The 16,256-nt window shown below is 70.3% G+C and carries 12 protein-coding genes; 7 read left to right on the forward strand and 5 right to left on the reverse strand.

Going from position 1 to position 16,256, the window contains the following annotated elements; genetic code table 11:
- The first annotated feature begins 34 nt into the window (after window positions 1-34).
- The 3 genes from H6726_15340 (at window position 35) to H6726_15350 (ending at window position 6,328) form a co-directional block, all read left to right on the forward strand.
- On the forward strand, window positions 35-2,521 hold the full coding sequence (locus tag H6726_15340; protein ID MCB9659024.1) for an O-antigen ligase family protein: 2,487 nt from the start codon (window positions 35-37) through the stop codon (window positions 2,519-2,521).
- Window positions 2,522-2,731: 210 nt separating this feature from the next.
- Window positions 2,732-4,885, forward strand: a complete 2,154-nt coding sequence (locus H6726_15345) for a polysaccharide biosynthesis tyrosine autokinase (GenBank protein ID MCB9659025.1) — start codon at window positions 2,732-2,734, stop codon at window positions 4,883-4,885.
- Window positions 4,886-4,894: 9 nt separating this feature from the next.
- Window positions 4,895-6,328 carry an undecaprenyl/decaprenyl-phosphate alpha-N-acetylglucosaminyl 1-phosphate transferase gene (locus H6726_15350; protein ID MCB9659026.1) on the forward strand — a complete coding sequence of 478 codons (1,434 nt, stop codon included), beginning with the start codon at window positions 4,895-4,897 and terminating at the stop codon, window positions 6,326-6,328.
- A 30-nt stretch (window positions 6,329-6,358) separates the two neighbouring features.
- Here H6726_15350 and H6726_15355 read toward each other — a convergent pair whose 3' ends face one another.
- The 5 genes from H6726_15355 to H6726_15375 form a co-directional block, all read right to left on the reverse strand.
- Window positions 6,359-6,661 (reverse strand): hypothetical protein, encoded by a 303-nt coding sequence (locus tag H6726_15355; protein ID MCB9659027.1) that lies wholly within the window; start codon window positions 6,659-6,661, stop codon window positions 6,359-6,361.
- A gap of 7 nt (window positions 6,662-6,668) precedes the next feature.
- On the reverse strand, window positions 6,669-7,652 hold the full coding sequence (locus H6726_15360; protein MCB9659028.1) for a peptidoglycan DD-metalloendopeptidase family protein: 984 nt from the start codon (window positions 7,650-7,652) through the stop codon (window positions 6,669-6,671).
- A 2-nt stretch (window positions 7,653-7,654) separates the two neighbouring features.
- A complete protein-coding gene (locus H6726_15365) occupies window positions 7,655-8,530 on the reverse strand; it encodes an ABC transporter permease (GenBank protein MCB9659029.1) in 876 nt (291 codons plus the stop codon).
- Window positions 8,531-8,573: 43 nt separating this feature from the next.
- Window positions 8,574-9,419, reverse strand: a complete 846-nt coding sequence (locus H6726_15370; protein MCB9659030.1) for an ATP-binding cassette domain-containing protein — start codon at window positions 9,417-9,419, stop codon at window positions 8,574-8,576.
- Window positions 9,420-9,525: 106 nt separating this feature from the next.
- Complete coding sequence (locus tag H6726_15375) at window positions 9,526-11,589, reverse strand: putative metal-binding motif-containing protein (GenBank protein ID MCB9659031.1); 2,064 nt, start codon at window positions 11,587-11,589, stop codon at window positions 9,526-9,528.
- 100 nt (window positions 11,590-11,689) lie between these two features.
- Here H6726_15375 and H6726_15380 point away from each other — a divergent pair, with 100 nt between their 5' ends.
- The 4 genes from H6726_15380 (at window position 11,690) to panB (ending at window position 16,252) form a co-directional block, all read left to right on the forward strand.
- A complete protein-coding gene (locus H6726_15380; protein ID MCB9659032.1) occupies window positions 11,690-12,475 on the forward strand; it encodes an enoyl-CoA hydratase/isomerase family protein in 786 nt (261 codons plus the stop codon).
- 117 nt (window positions 12,476-12,592) lie between these two features.
- Entirely contained in the window at window positions 12,593-13,735 is a 1,143-nt protein-coding gene (locus H6726_15385) for a hypothetical protein (GenBank protein MCB9659033.1), read from the forward strand.
- Between the two features lie 59 nt (window positions 13,736-13,794).
- Window positions 13,795-15,204, forward strand: a complete 1,410-nt coding sequence (locus tag H6726_15390; GenBank protein MCB9659034.1) for a tetratricopeptide repeat protein — start codon at window positions 13,795-13,797, stop codon at window positions 15,202-15,204.
- Window positions 15,205-15,322: 118 nt separating this feature from the next.
- The gene (gene panB, locus H6726_15395) at window positions 15,323-16,252 is read left to right on the forward strand and encodes a 3-methyl-2-oxobutanoate hydroxymethyltransferase (protein MCB9659035.1); all 930 of its coding nucleotides are present in this window, start codon (window positions 15,323-15,325) and stop codon (window positions 16,250-16,252) included.
- The last annotated feature ends 4 nt before the right edge of the window (window positions 16,253-16,256 follow it).

Consider the following 16,256-nt stretch of genomic DNA (forward strand, 5'->3'; position numbering starts at 1 on the left):
CCTGCTACCCTGCCGCCGGGACCCTGGACCACGAATGACGAGCGACACCCGAGCCGCGCCCTCGAGCCTCCGCGAGCGCCGAAAGCGCACCCGCGCCCGGCGGCGCCGGAGGTCGATCGAGCCTCCCCCGCAGCTGTGGGCCAAGGTGCTCGTGGGCATGCACGTCGCGCTCGCGCCGCTGCTCATCGCGGGCGCCTTTCCATGGGCGGCAGCCACCAGCGCGGCATCGGGCGTGGCGTTGCTGTTCGCCGTCGTGATCAGCGAGCGCGACCGCCCCCTGCCGTGGTCCCCGGGTCTGCTCGCGCTGCTGGGGGTGGGCGCGTTCATGGCGCTCCAGACGCTGCCCCTTCCACTCTCCATGGTGCAGGTGCTGTCTCCCCTCTCGGCGGATGACGCGCTGCACGTCGCCGCCATGCTCGGCGAGCCCGCGCCGGACTGGGTCCCGCTGTCCCGTGACCCGGGCCGCACACGGCTCAGCCTCATGCTGGCGATCAACCTCGCGTGCACTGCGCTGTCGCTCAGTCTACTGGTCGAGCGTCACAGGCCGCGCGGATTCATGCGCGCCATCGCGACAGCCTGCGTCGCCATCGTCGCCGTGTCCCTGGGCCACGCCGCGGTCGGCGCCGAGACCGTGTTCGGCCTGTACACGCCCATCCTGTCTCGCTCGTTCGGACCGATCATCAACGTCAATCACCTGAGCGCGTTCGCCGCGCTCACCAGCCTGCTCTGCCTTGGGCTCGGGCTGCAGGAAGACTCGCAGGGCCGTCGGACGCTGGCGTACGTGGGCGCCACCATGGCGGCGTCGCTGGCCCTACTGACCGCGTCGCGCGGCGGCGCGCTCAGCCTGCTGCTCGCGACGCTGATGGCGGTCTACCTTTCCCGGCGCTCGGGAGCGCGCCTGTCGCTCCCCCTCAAGCTGGGGTTGGGGGCTCTCATCCTGGCCGCCATCGCGGGGTTCGGGTTGGTGGTGATCGGGGTGCGCGAAGTCCAGGGGACGAGCGACGTCGAGCGCCTCGAGGTGTGGCGACGCAGCGCCGAGCTGGCGCTCGACCACTGGGCTACCGGCGCCGGTCGGGGGGCGTTCGAGCCCGCGTTCCTGTTCCGCTCGACGTTCTCGGCCCGCTACACACACCCCGAGAACGTGCTGCTGCAATACGGTACGGAGCTGGGGCTCCCGCTCACGGTCGCGGCGCTGCTCTTGTTCGGGCGGGCCACCTGGCGCGCGCTGCGGAGCTCCCAGACGTCCGCGGCCCTCGCGGCGGGCGCCGTGCTGCTGTTGTTCCTGCACGATCTCTTCGACTTCTCGCTGGAGCTCTCGGGGGTCGCCGTACCCGCCGCCGCCTGCGCGGGGGTGGCGTGGGCCCGCGCCCACGAAGCTCGCAAGCCGGCCTCGTATGTGTGGGTCACGGCCGCGGCGGCCGCGCTGGGTCTGGCTGCCCTCATCGTGCGCCTGCCCACCGACGACCCCGAGGCCGCTCGCGCGCGGCTGACGGACTCGAGCCTCTCTGGCGCCGACTTGGCCGAGCTCGAACGTCAGATCGCCACGCTCCACCCCGCGGACGGCATCCTGACCGGGCTGCTGGGCCATCGCTACGCCGAGCGCGGCTCCCCACGGGCCGGCCGCTGGCTGAACCGGAGCATGTACCTGGCGCCGGAATGGGGTGACCCCCATGGCCTCGCCGCGCTGTGGTTGGTCCGCATGGGCCGCCCGGAACAGGCGCTGATGGAGGTCCGGGAGGCGGATCGGCGGCGCGCAGGGCTGGGTACCCGCGCGCTCTGCGAGATCCTCGGGACGACGGTCGACCCGGAGGTGATCCGACGGGCCAGCGTCGACCCGGACGACATCCACCCCACCATCGAGCGGGCGCGGCGCTGCACGAACGACGCCGGGTTCCGAGCCGGACTCGACGCGTTGGCGGTGGCCCATGGAACCGACGACTACGCGGCGCACCAGCGCTTGCTCTTGGCGGAAGCTCGAGCGAACCCCGCGGCTGCCCTCGCCGCCGCCGAGACGCTCCGGGCCGCACATCCGGACGACCCCGGTGCCGTGGGCGTGTGGCTGGACATCCTGATCCTGGCGGACCCCAGCGCCGCGCTCGCGGAGCGCGGTCGCGAGGGCATCGGCGAGGCCACGCTGTGGCGGCTCGCCGACGTGGCGAGCACGAGTGGGGACCGGGCGGCGCTGGACGAGATCGTCGCGGGCCTGAGGCGAGCAGCGGCTGGGCAGAGCCGCGCCATCGCCGTCATCGACGGAAGGCACGGACGCCTGTTGATCCAGCTGGGCGCCACGGAGGACGGCGTGGCGCTGCTGCGGGAGTCGATGGCGCTCGACCCCGACGGCCCTGGGGCGCAGGAGCTGCTGCGCGTGGCTGTCCGGGACCACCGACTGGGGCTCGGGCGAGCCGCCGCCCAACACATCTGCCGCCAACAGGGCCGCGACAGCCTCCCTTGCCGCACGGCAGAGCGGCAGGTGGACCGCCTCGCAGAGAGCACTCCTGGGGTGGCGCCAGCCCCCCGCTGAGCGCAAAATGAACTTTCAGCGCGCACACGCATCCAAGGCTGCGTCCCGTACGCCCGCGACGTCAGACTTCTCCATGCACCTCCCATCCCACGACCACCTGCCCCCGCTGCATGGGCAGCCACCGCAGCGGCAGGGGCTCGCCCCTCGCTCTGCGAGAGCCTCGGGGCGCCTTGACCGGCCCAAAGTCCCATCGCAGGGTCGCGAGGTATCGTGAGCGACGGGAACGACACGACCGAGCCCGGGGGGCGGGGCTTCGACCCCCGCGAGATCCTCCGCATCGTGATCCGCTTCGGCTGGATCGCCCTCGTCCTGGCTGTGCTCGGCGGCGTGGGCGGCGCGGTCTGGACGTCACGACAGCCGCGCATCTACAGCGCCACCAGCACCCTCGAGTACGAGCCCAACCCCCCGCGACCTCTCGGCCGCGGTGTCGAAGATGTCGCCGACCCATTCGGCAACTTCTGGGCCAGCCGGGAGTTCTTCGACACGCAGAACCGCGTGATCGGGAGCCGCAACGTGCTGGACCGGGTCGTTCAACAGCTCGCGCTCCACCAAGACGCCGGCTTCCACGGACACACGGGTGAGGCCGCAGAGCACTTCGAGGGGAGCACGGTCGAAGCGACGGCGGGCCTGCTGTCCGCCCGGCTCTCGGTCGAGCCCGTTCCGTCGACGCGCCTGGTCAACCTGGTCGTGAAGGACACGGACCCGGAGCGGGCCGCCAGCATCGCGAACGCCATCGCCGCCGCGTACATCGAGAAGACCCTCGAGGATCGCATGCGCTCCACGGTCACGGCCCTCGAGTGGCTCGACGGCCAGCTCACCGCGCTGCGCTCCGACCTCGAGGCGTCCGAGAACGCCCTCTACGAGTTCAAGCGCGAACACGACGTGTTGTCGTTGTCCCTCGAGGAGAACCAGAACGTCATCGCGCACGAGATCCTCGGCTTCAGTGAGGCGTTGACCACGGCCCGCACGCGCCGCATCGAGCTCGCGGCCCGCGCCGAGCGCCTCCGCCGCGCGCTCTCCATGGACCCACTGGAGGCTCCGTTGTCGGGTCTGGCCAACGTCGAAGCCATCGCGGCGCTGCGCTCGGCGTTGGTCGAGAAGCTCGCCGAGCGGGAGCGGCTGGCCGTGCGGTACGGCGACAACCACCCGGACATGGTGGCGCTGGACGCCGAGATTCGCGTGCAGCAAGAGCAGCTGGTGCGCGAGATGCGCTCGGTCATCAACGGCACCGAGGGAGAGTTCGAAGAGGCGCGCCGCGTCGAGGGCGGGCTGCGCGCGGCCGTGAACCAAGCCCACCGCGACGGCCTCGACCTCAACTTGCAGGAGATCGAATACCAACGGCTCAACCGGGAGCGCGAGAACAAAGCCGAGATCTATCAGCTGGTGCTGCAGCGCACGACCGAGACCGACCTCACCCGCATGTTGCAGGTCACCCACGCGCGCGTGCTGGATCGAGCGCTGCCGCCGCGGAACCCGATCAGCCCTGTCCTCATGACCAACCTGGGCGGCGGTGTCGCGCTCGGCTTCGTGCTCGGCCTCGCGCTGATCGGCCTCATCGTGCGGCTCGACCGTCGCCTCAAGTCGGTCGAAGACGTGGAGGCGTTGGGTCTGCGGGTCGTGGGCATCCTCCCCAAGCTCCCCGAGGTAGACCTGCCGGAGCTCAGCTCGCACCATCGCCCCACCTCCGCGGCTGCCGAGTGCGCGCGTACCATCCGCACGAACCTCACGTTCATGAACGCGGCGCGTCCGTCGCGCTGCTTCGTCATCACGAGCGCCTCCCCACGCGAGGGGAAGACCACCATCGCCTGCAACATCGCCATCGCGCTGGCGCACTCGAGCAAGTCGGTGCTGCTCATCGACACCGACCTCCGCCGGCCGCGTGCCCACAAGCCCTTCGGTGCGGACAACAAGGTCGGCGTCACCTCCGTCATATTGGGCGAGACCACGCTGGCCGAGGCCGTGACCCACACCGAGGTCGAGGGGCTCGATCTGCTCTCCTCTGGCCCCGTGCCCCCGAACCCGTCGGAGTTGCTCCACACGCCAGCCTTCCAAGCGCTGCGCGACGCCGCGAACGCCGCGTACGAGTGGGTCATCTTCGACAGCCCGCCAGTGGGCGCCGTCACCGACTCCGCGGTCATCGCGCCGCAGGTGGATGGCGTGATGCTCGTCGTACGGGCTCAGCAGACCACGCGAGAGAGCGTCGAGGCGGCGCTCCGCCAGATGCGCGCCGTCGACGCGGTGATGATCGGTTGCGTCGTGAACGACGTGGACGTCAACAGTCGCACCTATGGCTACGGCTACCACCAGTACTACCGCTCCGAGTCGTACGCATACACAGCCGACCCAGCCGACGCGGCGGGCTGAGGGCACCTCATGCGCTCATCCGCCGCCGGCCTCCTGGGTGCGTTCCTCGTCTCGCTCGCGCTGATCCCCTTCGCCAAGTGGGTGGCGCGCCGGGTGGGGGCCGTCGACGTGGGCGGCGGCCGGCGCGTCCACGACGGATCCATCCCGAGGCTGGGCGGCATCGCCGTCGTCCTGGGCTTCTTCGTCCCATTGGTGGCGCTGTTCTTCACGGAGAGCTACGTCGCCTCGATCTTCTACAGCCAGCCCAAGCGCATCATGGGCCTGCTGGGAGGGGGCTTGATCGTCGCGACGCTCGGCGCCCTGGACGACGTGCGGGGCGTGCGCCCGCGGACCAAGCTGGCCGTCCAGACCCTCGCCGCGCTGCTCGCCTACACGTGTGGCTACCGAATCGAGGGCATGCTGCTGCCCTTCGTCGGCACGGTGCACCTGGGGTGGCTGTCCGTCCCAGCCACGTGCTTCTGGTTCGTGGCCATCATCAATGCGCTCAACCTCATCGATGGCCTCGACGGCCTCGCGGGCGGCGTCGCGTTCTTCGCCTGCGTCGGAAACTTCGTGGTGGCGGTGATCGGCGACGCCTACATGGTCATGCTGCTCTCGGCCACACTCGCTGGCGCGATCGTCGGCTTCTTGGTGTTCAACTTCAACCCCGCCAGCATCTTCATGGGGGACTCGGGCAGCATGTTTCTCGGCTTCGTGCTCGCCGCGACGTCGCTGCTGGGGGCGCTCGTGAAGAACACGACCGTGGTGGCCATCGCGGTGCCTGTCATGGTGCTGGGCCTCCCCATCGCGGACACCGCCATCGCCATGCTCCGTCGGGCGCTGACCCAGCGGCCCATCATGACCGCCGACCGCGGTCACATCCACCACCGCCTCCTGGACCTCGGGCTCACTCACCGACGCGCGGTGCTGACCCTCTACGGCGTGTGCGCGGCCCTCACCATCGCGGCGGTCGCCGCGTCGCTGGGGCGGGGCCTCGAGACGACCATCGCCCTCGTGCTGTTCGCGATCGTGCTGGCGGGTCTCGTGCGGGTCGCGGGCGTGTTCGACCGGGCCATGGTCGCCGCCCAGCGTCGCAATCGTCCGCTCAACGACGTGACGGCGCGCGTCCGCGCCGCGCTCCCGGATGCCATGCTGGCGCTCACCCCCGAGACGCGCGGAGCCGACCTGCACGCCGTCCTCGACCGCTTCGTCCGCGAGGCGGGCCTGCGGCACGCGGGCTTCGCAGACGGCTCGGAGCCCACCGCCGGACCAGACGTGGTGCGCTGCGCGTGTGGCGACGAGTACCTCGACTTCACCGTCAGCGACGCCCGGCAAGCGGGCCCTGAGCTACAGCTCGCCCTCGACGTCTATGCCAGCGTCATCGCCGCGGTCCACGAACGAGACCATCACCGCCCGATCTCGGAACGGGCGCCGCGACCCGACGCGCTCGCAGTTGGCGAGTAGCGTGGCGCGCCCCGGCCGGCGACGTCGCCGTTAGACGTAGTCGGGACCCGTGCGGATGAGCGGATAGTGCTGACCGTCCCGCCCGAGCACCACATCCACCGTGTCGGCGCGGCACCCGCACTCCCACACCAGGATGTGCGCCGCGAGTCGCAAGAGGTCCGCGACGTCGAGGGTCGGCAGGTCGTCCGTCAACCGAACGCCCCACTGACTCTCCCCGAAGTAGACGTCCGCGCGCGCCACGATGCGTCCCCCGTCCGTGACGTCCCACGTCTGGTTCGCGCCCGACTCCTGAGACGGGGTGCGCTCGACGTAGCGGTAGTCGGAGGGCTGCATACCCGCGTCAGATCCCCAACCAGCTGCGCGCGTCCAACGCCCGCGTCCCACGGCGCACCTGGAACAGGAGCGGAGCCCCGAGCACGCGCCCCACCCGCTGCCCCATCCGCAGCACCGTGCCCACCTGCACGTCTGCGCCACCGAGCCCTGCGTACACCGTGAAGAAGCTGTCACCGTGCTCCACGATGACCATCAATCCATAGGACCCGTAACGACCCACGAACGCGACGCGACCATCCGCCACGACGCGCGCAGGCGCCTCCCCTTCGACACGGAACTCGACGCCCGGTCCGTCCTCCCGCTGCACGTCCACGGTGCGGTAGCGCCCCTCCGTCGGGATGCCCAGGCGGCCACGCATCGTGACGAACGTGGGCGCCAGCGAGCTCCCGTCCGAGAGCTGCAGCGTCCCCGGGAGCGGCGCCACGGGGGAGAGCGGCAGCGACGGTGCCATGAAGGTCTGTTCATAGAGCATGGCCAGCTGCTGCTGCTCTTGGGCGCGTCGCCGATCCCCGTGCAGTCGCGCGAGCCGCTCTCGGCCCTCCTCGGCGCTGCGGTCGAGGCGCGTGATGTCGCGTTGCAGGGCGATCTGTCGGTCGCGCGTGGTGCGGACGTTGTCGATCTCACGCTGCACAAGGCGCTCGAGGCGCTCCACGCGCGAGAGGTGGCTGAGCATCGCCTCGAAGCCTCCGGCGACAGGCAGCAACCCGGTGCGACGGATGCGGTAGAGCGCGCGGCCCTGACGCACGATGCGCTGCTCGAAGTCGGCCCGAGCCGACCCGAGGGCGTCCAGCTCTGCCGCCAGCCGGGCCCGACGCGTCTCCTCGGTCCGAACGAGCAGCTCTTGCTCGGCGATGGCCTCGTCGAGCTCTCCCATGGGGTCCAGGGCGGCCCCCGGATTCAGTGGCGACAACGGCGGGAAGGCGGGCTGCGCGAGCACCGGAGTCGCGAGGGCCAAGCAGCAGAGGAACCACAGTCGCACGCGTCGCTTCATGATTACACCAGCAGGTAACGGCGCAGAGAGAGCGCGCTGCCAAGGGCACCCACAGCGGCGCCACCCAGGGTGAGCCCGACCAGCGCCAGCGGGTGCAGAAAGGCCGCGCGCACCCCCGTGAGTGCGGCCACCGTGGCGTCGAGCTCGTCTCGGACGAGCATGAAGCCTCCCATCAGGACCACCACGGAGATGAGCGCGCTCATGAACCCTTGGAACGTGCCCTCGAGCACGAATGGACCGCGCACGAACTCGTCGGTCGCGCCGCACAGCTTCATGACCTCGATCTCCTCACGACGACGCGCGACGGCGAGGCGGATGGTGTTTCCGATCACCGCGAGCACGCACAGCGCGACCAGCAGCGCGAGCACCCCGGCGATGGCGCGCCCAGCCTGCAGCAGGCTCTCCAGTCGGCTGAACCAGCCGCGATAGGTCTCCACGTCGCTCACGGCCCGGAACTGCGCGACGCGCTCGGCGATGCGCGCCGTACGGCTGGGGGCGACACCCTGCGCCAGCGTGATCTCCAGCGAGGCGGGAAACACCTCGGCAGGCAGCGCCGCCAAGCCGGGCTCGACGTCGGAGTGCTCCAGGAACTGCGCACGCGCCTCGTCGCTGCTGAGGTGCTCCACCGAGCGGACCTCGGGCAGCCCCTCGACCGACGCGCGCAGCTGGGTGACGTCCTCAGCCTCGGCGCCATCGCGCAGGTAGACGGTCATGCGGCTGGACTGCCCCCACGCGCGGGCCACCGCCGACAGGTTGGTCAGCGCGAGCAAGGCACCACCCAAGCATAGAAACGCCACTGCGAGACTCGACACCGCCACGAGATAGAGCCGCATCTCTTCGCGGAGCCCCCGCCGCGCCCGGGTAATCAGCTGCTTCATGTCCATCGCGTCACCGTCAATCGTGAATAGGAGGAGTGTGTCGCTACACCGCGACGGGGTGCTTGTGCAGCCCGCTGCCGCGCCCCGTCTCGGCGGCGCTGATGATCCCTCGTGCAGACCAGCTGCGCAGGCCACGCCGCGCCTCCGACACGCGCCCATCCTCGATGGAGATGATGCGATGGTCACGCTTGCTGATGAGGGAGTGGTCGTGGCTGGCGAAGATGACGGTGGTGCCCGTCTCGTTCACCTCTTCGAACAAGGTCAGGATGTCGATGGCCAGGTGGGGGTCCAAGTTGCCGGTGGGTTCGTCGGCCAGGATGAGGGCGGGCTCGGTCACGATGGCGCGCGCCACGGCCACGCGCTGCTGTTCGCCGCCCGACAGGTTGCTGGTGCGTTCGCCACCGCGACCAGCGAGCCCCACGCGCTCCAGCGTCTCCACCACCCGCGAGCGCACGAGGCGCTGCGGCATGTCCAGGATCTCGAGGGCGACGGCCACGTTCTCGAAGACCGTCCAGTGCTGGACCACCTTGAAGTCCTGGAACACGACCCCGAGGTTGCGGCGCAGGTACGGGATGGACTTCGGCGTCAACCGCGCGATGTCCCTGCCGCAGAACATGATCCGCCCCTCGTCCACCGTGTGCTTGCGGTAGATCAGCTGCAGCAGCGTGCTCTTCCCCGCCCCGCTCGGACCGGTGACGAAGAGGAACTCGCCGCGCTCCACGGTGAGGTTCAACCCCCGGAGCGTCGGTTTGTCCGCCCGGAAGTACTTGTGAACGTCCTCCAGCACGAGGATGGGCTTGCTGGCCACGCTCGGGTCGGCGCGGACCCCTGCGCGGAAGAAAGGGAACGGCCGAACAACGGTGCCATCGTCGAGGTCGGAGCTGCGCATGCGTTTCCGGTACCGCAGTGGCGCCTCGCCGGGCAAATTTCCGACGACCGTGGAGCGAGCCGCGCGCCCGAGTTCGCGCGACCTTCGCCGCCCCGCCGCGGGGCTCTCACGGTGGAAACGGGCCGCGGTCGACCCGGAGCACGTAGGGGCCAGCGCTGTGTCCCCCGAAGCCGTCCACGACCACGTGATAGCGTCCTGCCGGGAGCTCGCGCTCGATCGAGGAGGTCCCCCCCGGGCCGCTGTCGTCGTCACACGCGTAGGGGAAATTGCTGCACGCAGCCCCCTCGAGGAACACAAGGAGCGTCGTGTCGAACGAAGACCCTGCGGTGCTCAGGCGCACCACCGTCGCCTCGGTCAGCTCCAGGAGAAAGGTGGCATCGGGGGAGCGCGCGCCGCTGCCGCAGTAGATGGATGTGACGTCGTTCGCGAGCGTGGACGTGTCGCCGCGATACACGACGGACGACTGGCTCGGGATGACGATCGCATCCGCACACGTGTCGTTGCCCGCCGCGTCGACCACCGAAGTCGGTGCGGCGGTGTGGATCTCCAGCTGGTAGGTCGGCGTGCCAGGCGCCTCGACGACGACGAAGTGCTCGCCCGCGGGGAGTGCCAGGCGCTGCAGTAGGGCGGGTGCCCCTCCGACGCAGTAGTCGGTCGTCGGCAGCATTGCTTCGCAGGTGTCCCCCAGAGCCCCGAACACGAACGCTCCACCGTTCGTCCCAGCGAGCAGGTCGATGGACACGTCCCGCGGCTCGGACAGGACGAAGCGATGCACGGCGTCGCGGTAGAAGAAGCCACACGGTGTCTGGATGGCGTCCCGCTTGTCCGCGAGCGTGCCATGCACGATCTGCTCGAGGGGCGTGTCGATGGGCGCAGCGCAGCTGTCCCCCGGCGGCGCGGTCGTGCCTGGTTCGAGTCTCACGTCGATGGCGAAGTCCACCTCGCGCTCGGCGGGCCCTTCCACCACGAGGACGTAGGGCCCGGGAGCGAGCGAGCGAAAGCGCCCCCCCGCAGGGCTGCCACGCACGCATCCGAGCTCACTGGAAGCGTCGGAGCAGGTCGAACGCAGAGAGAACCGCACGGCGTCCGTCGTCGAAGTGGCCGCGAACGCCACCACGACGTCTTGCGGAGGCCCGGCAGGCACCTCGAAGGCGTACACGAGGTCCCCGGCGAGCGGCTGCCCGCAGCTCAGCGTCAGGTCGTCGACGGTACCGACGAACGACCCGCTCTCGGCGAACGGCGGGATGACGGTCCGAGCGCTCCCGCAGTCCTCGTTGCTCGGTTGTGTGGTTGGGGGGTCGAAGGCGACGCTCAGCTGGACCGAGCCTGCGCTGCTGGCGACGAACACGAAGTACGTGCCCGCCGGAAGCGCACGCCGACGCACCTCCCCGGGCGAACCCGTGTCGCAGCGCAGCACCGTGCCCCCCCCGCAGCCCGAGCGGAGCTCCACCTGCGTGCTGCCCGCCGCGTCCGCGCGCAAGGTGACGTCTCGCGCGTCATCCAACACGAATCGAGCGACCACCTCGCGGGCTGGCCCCGAGCACAGCGCGCCGTAGTCGTCACGGGCGCCCGCAGTCGACAGGTCGAACAGCCCGCCCGCGCTGACGTCCAGCGCGTCCTCGCACTGATCGTGAGGGGGTCGACCGCAGACGGCCTCGTCGATGGACAGATCGCAGTCATTGTCGAGCCCATCGCTGCACAGCTCGGCCTGGAGCGTCCCGCGCAGGGGGTCGGCGTCGTCGCAGTCGGTCCCGCCCGCGCATCGAGCGTCCGCCTCGCCATCATTGTCGAAGTCACGCGGCAGATGCAGGCACATGCCGCGGCCTTCGTCGCAGCGGTCGAGCGTGCAGACGTTCCTGTCGTTGCAGTCGCGCAGAGCTCCCGCCACGCAGCCGGCGTTCGGGTCGCACACCTCGGCGCCATTGCAGAACACGCCGTCGTCGCAGCTGAGCGGGTCCGGGGTGTGCACGCACACGCCGCGCCCGTCACAGACGTCGCGCGTGCAGGCGACCCCATCCTCACAGTCTTCGGACCGGCTGCATGGATCTCCCGCGTCACGGGCGCCCAGGTCCATTGGCCCCAGGTCGCGGCCCCCGTCCACCACGACCGGGCCACCCCCCTGACAGGCGGCCACCAGCAGAGCGACGGACACGAGCACCAACGTGCGCACGCCGGCAGTGTGACACACGGGACCGCCCCCGCGCCCGGTCGCAGGGCCCGGAAGTGCGGAGCCCTCGACGCCGGGCCCGTTCTCGTGCAAAGCCTCCGGCATGACGGAACCCGCAGTGACCTACGGTCGTGATGGCTACATCGGTGTGCTGACCCTGAACCGACCCGACGAGCGCAACGCCATGACCCCGGAGCTCCTCTCTGGCTTCGCCGTGGCGGCCGCCGAGGCGCGCGCCGACCGTGGGGCGCGAGCGGTCGTGCTCGTCGGGCGCGGGTCGTGTTTCAGCGCGGGCGCGGACCTGCACTCCTCGCTCAAGGCTGGCGACGCTAGCGCCCTCCCGCACGAGCGCTCCTACGCCATGTACGAGCCCTTCTTGTCCCTGCGCCACGTCCGCGTGCCGGTCATCGCAGCCCTCCAAGGGCACGCCGTCGGTGGCGGGTTCGGGCTCTCGCTGATGGCAGACATCCGCATCGCCAACGAGCGGGACAAGTACGGCGCCAACTTCGCCCGGCTCGGCATCCACTCGGGCATGGCCATCAGCTTCATGCTGCCCCGGCTCGTCGGGGTCTCGCGCGCATCCGAGATGCTGTACACGGGGAGGCTCGTCACGGGACGCGAGGCAGAACGCATCGGCCTTGTCAGCGAGGCGCTTCCGGGCGAGGACGTGCTGCCGCGCGCCATGGCGCTGGCTGGCGAGATCGCCCTCTCGTCGCCACGAGCGGTCCGACAGATGAAACACACCATGAGCTCCCTCCTGGGCTGGGACGTAGAAGGCGCGGCCCGCCTCGAGGCGCTCCTCCAGAGCGAGTCGCTCGCCACCGCCGATGCCACCGAAGGCTTGGCCGCCATGCGTGAAAAGCGCACCCCGTGCTTTGCGGACGATTGAAGCCCCCTCCGCGTCGCCACACGTCGCGCCCCGCGGGACGGTGTCGAGGTCGCGCTCTCCCGGGTCTGCGCGCGTGGGCTGTCGGACCCGCCCCGATGTCTGGTAAACCCCTGAACGATGTCTGAGTCCACTTCGCTTCCGCTGCCCCTGACGGAGCTGCCCGCGTCGCTGCACCGCTTCGCCGATCCGAAGGCGCCCGGCCCGGCACGCATGATGGCCGCCAAGGGACTCGTGCCCGTCAAGGGCGGCGATCTCGTCACGCTGATGGTCCAGCTGGCTGCCGACGCAGACGCCGGCATCGCGTCTGCCGCCGACAGCACGCTCTCCGGTCTGCCCGAGGGCGTCCTCCGAGCGGCTTGCGAAGCCCCCCTCCCCCCGGCAGTGCTCGAGGCGCTGGCGCGCAAGTTCACCGACCGCGAAACCCTCACCGAGGCCATCGTGATGAACCACAACACGCCAGATGCAGCGGTGGTCCACGTGGCGCGTTCCGCGGGCGACCACATCTGTGAAGTCATCGCCACCAACCAACAGCGCCTCCTGAACGAACCCAGCATCGTCGAGGCGCTCTACAAGAACCGCAACACGCGCATGTCCACCGCCGACCGGCTCGTCGAGCTCTGCGCGCGCAACGGTGTGGAACTGACGGGCATCCCGTCGTTCAAGGACCACGTGGAGGCGATCCAAGGGCAGCTCATCCCAGAGCCGACGGACGAGCCGCTCCCTGGAGACCAGATCTTCATGGACGCGCTCGCGGCTGACGCGGACGATCCCGACGCGGTCGAACGCGAGACGGTCGACGCTGCGCGAGATGAGCACTTGGAGAAGGTGGCGGACAAGTTCAAGCCCCTCAGCTTCCAAATCAAGGCGATGACCAAGAGCGAGAAGCTGCGCCTGGCGGTGGTCGGTGACGCGGCCGCGCGCGCGCTGCTGGTCCGCGACACCAACAAGGGCATCGCGATGGCAGCCGTCATGTCGCCGAAGATGACCGAAAAGGAAGCGGCGAACATCGCGTGCTCGCGCGAGATTGGCGAAGACATCCTGCGCTACATCGGCACCCGACGGCAGTGGCTGCAGAGTTACGAGCTGAAGCAGGCCCTGCTCTTCAACCCCAAGACGCCCGTCGGCATCTCGCTGCGCTTCGTGCCTCACATGCGCATCAACGACCTCCGCACGTTGGCCAAGAGCCGCAGCGTCGCGCAGCCGATCAAGACCGTGGCCCGGCAGCGCCTCGACACGCTCGACAAGGCCGGGCGCAGCTGACGTCTCTCACGTCCCGAGCGCCGTGACGGAACGCCCACCTCTTCCTGCACAGGTACCTGATGTCTTTCTTTGGCAGACTCTTTGGGGGTGACCCCGACACCCACCGGCGCAACGCCGATGCCCACTTCGAACGCGGCGCGTTCGGGGAAGCCAAGCTGGCGTACGAGAAGGCGCGCGACGCGCTACCCAGTGACCGCCGCAGCGAACGCGACGGGATGGCCGCACGCATCGACGCGTGCCGTGACGGCATCGCCCGCACGCGGCTCGCCCAGGCCCAAGCCTATCGAACCCAGGGCGAGCGCTCCCTGGCCGCCGAGGAGCTCCGCGGCGCGCTCGAAGTGGCAGCCGACCGCGCGCTCGGCGCAGAGATCCAGGCCGTGCTGGACGACCTCGATCGCGTCGAAGTCCAGCAGGCGAACCGCGGCGTCACGCTCTCGCGCGACGAGCGCATCGCCATCCTCGCGGGCTCCTGGTACGAAGAGCAGGCCACGGAGTACGCCTCCTATGGCGACGAGTTCTTCGAGGCCCTGTTGGCGCTCGACGACGAGCGCTTCGAGGATGCTCGCGCCGGGTTCGCGCAGGTGCTGAAGACGGCCGAGGCGCCCATCTACGTCATCCTGGAGCACGCCAAGGCCTGCACCCTCGTCGGGGACAGCGCCGCGGCCACCGCCGGCTACGTGCGCTTTCTGGAGGCGCTGCCCGAGGGCGCGGGGGGCGAGCGGCGCCTCGCTGCCCATTTGCAAATCGGGGTATTGCGCAGCCTGGGCGGCGACCCCGAGGGCGCGCTCGACGCGTTCCAGGGCGCGATCGAGGACTTCCCAGACGACCACCGGCCATACTTCGCGCTGGGACAGCAGCTGCGCCTCTCGGGCGCGCCTGGGGAGGCCCTCGAGGTGCTGGAGCTCTCGCTGGACCGCGCAGGAGCCTCTCCCGAGTGGGCCCTGATCGAGGAGATCGGCATCACGTGCGCCGATCTCGGGCAGCTCGCGCGGGCCACGGAGCTCCTCGAGGACGTGCTCAAGCGCTTCGTGGACCGAGGCGATGCCTACATCCCTCCGCGCACGGCGTGGCGGCTGGCCGCGCTCTTCGAGCAGCAGGGGCGGATGGACAGGGCGGCGGACGTGTGGCGCATGCTCGCGGAGCGTGGACCGGAGAGCGACCGCGCGCGGGCCCACGGCGAAGCGGGCCGCCTGCTGGCGGCCATCGGGCTGGACGACGAGGCGCGGCGGATGCTCAAGCGCGGCCTGGTGTTGGCCCGCCAAGCTGAAGCGGCCGATGCGGCCGAAGAAGCCGAGCAGCCCGAGGAGCGCGCGACCGTCTCCTCGTCCCAACCCACGGAGCACGCCGAGGCCTCGGAGCGGGGAGCCCCCGAGCAGCCGCACGCGCGCATGCCGGGGGCGCCACGCCCAGTGTCCGCCGCAGCCCTCCGCGCCGACCTCGAAGCGAAACTCGAAGCCCTCGCCGACTGAGCGCGCTGAATCCCCAAGGGGTGCCGTCGTCGAAAGGCCGTGCTACCGTCTCGGTAGCGCCAGGTGAACGCGTGGACCGGGAATCGCCCCGGCCGCGACCGAAGCCGGGAGAACGCCCATGACCAAGCCCAAGGGGACCCTTCCGTCCACCAAGCCCGTCACCGTCCCCACGCTACGCGCCATGAAGCGCGCCAGCGAGCGGATCACGATGGTCACCGCCTACGACGCCACGTTCGCGCGGATGCTCGACGAGGCAGGGGTCGACATGCTGCTCGTGGGGGACAGCCTCGGCATGGTCGTTCAGGGGCAGGACTCCACGCTGCCCGTCACGGTCGACGAGATCATCTACCACTGCCGCGCCGTCGCGCGTGGTACTCAGCGCGCGCACATCGTCGGCGACATGCCGTTCATGAGCTGGCAGATCAGCCCCGAGGACGCGCTCCGGAACGCCGCTCGCTTTCTGTCCACGGGCGGGGCGCACTCGGTCAAGCTGGAGGGCGGACGCAGCGCGGCGAGTACCATCGAACGCATCGTCAACGCGGGCATTCCGGTGGTCGGTCATGTGGGGCTCACGCCCCAGAGTGTCCACGCCATGGGCGGCTTCCGCGTGCAAGGAAAGACCGAGGACGCCGCTGCCCGGGTCTTCGACGACGCCCGCGCCGTGGCGGACGCAGGCGCGTTCGCGCTGGTGCTCGAGGGTATCCCCAGTGATCTCGCGCGCGACATCTCCGAGGCAATCGACATCCCCACCATCGGCATCGGGGCGGGCCCTGCGTGTGATGGCCAGGTGCTCGTCTGCTACGACCTGCTGGGGCTCACGCCCGACCTGCGTCCCAAGTTCGTGAAGCGCTACGCGGAGTGGTTCGACGACGGAAAGCGGGCGGCTGCCCGCTACTGTGAGGAGGTCCGGGCCGGCGCCTTCCCGACGGACGAGTACGCTTTCGGGCACGTTCGCCGCGACGACAGCGCGCGCCTGCCGGCGCCCACCGACGTGCTGCCCTCGAACCCCGAGCGCCGCCCGGGTCCCAGCTACGGACCCATCGGCTGACCGT

Source organism: Sandaracinaceae bacterium, from assembly GCA_020633055.1.
Lineage (GTDB): Bacteria > Myxococcota_A > Polyangia > Polyangiales > Houyiibacteriaceae > JADJJE01.

What these genes read in the sequence shown, in the direction of transcription:
- H6726_15340 (MCB9659024.1), top strand. Translation starts at nt 35, where the DNA reads ATGACGAGCGACACCCGAGCCGCGCCCTCGAGCCTCCGCGAGCGCCGA.
- H6726_15350 (MCB9659026.1), top strand. Translation starts at nt 4,895, where the DNA reads ATGCGCTCATCCGCCGCCGGCCTCCTGGGTGCGTTCCTCGTCTCGCTC.
- H6726_15355 (MCB9659027.1), bottom strand. Translation starts at nt 6,661, where the DNA reads ATGCAGCCCTCCGACTACCGCTACGTCGAGCGCACCCCGTCTCAGGAG.
- H6726_15360 (MCB9659028.1), bottom strand. Translation starts at nt 7,652, where the DNA reads ATGAAGCGACGCGTGCGACTGTGGTTCCTCTGCTGCTTGGCCCTCGCG.
- H6726_15365 (MCB9659029.1), bottom strand. Translation starts at nt 8,530, where the DNA reads ATGAAGCAGCTGATTACCCGGGCGCGGCGGGGGCTCCGCGAAGAGATG.
- H6726_15370 (MCB9659030.1), bottom strand. Translation starts at nt 9,419, where the DNA reads ATGCGCAGCTCCGACCTCGACGATGGCACCGTTGTTCGGCCGTTCCCT.
- H6726_15380 (MCB9659032.1), top strand. Translation starts at nt 11,690, where the DNA reads ATGACGGAACCCGCAGTGACCTACGGTCGTGATGGCTACATCGGTGTG.
- H6726_15385 (MCB9659033.1), top strand. Translation starts at nt 12,593, where the DNA reads ATGTCTGAGTCCACTTCGCTTCCGCTGCCCCTGACGGAGCTGCCCGCG.
- H6726_15390 (MCB9659034.1), top strand. Translation starts at nt 13,795, where the DNA reads ATGTCTTTCTTTGGCAGACTCTTTGGGGGTGACCCCGACACCCACCGG.
- panB (MCB9659035.1), top strand. Translation starts at nt 15,323, where the DNA reads ATGACCAAGCCCAAGGGGACCCTTCCGTCCACCAAGCCCGTCACCGTC.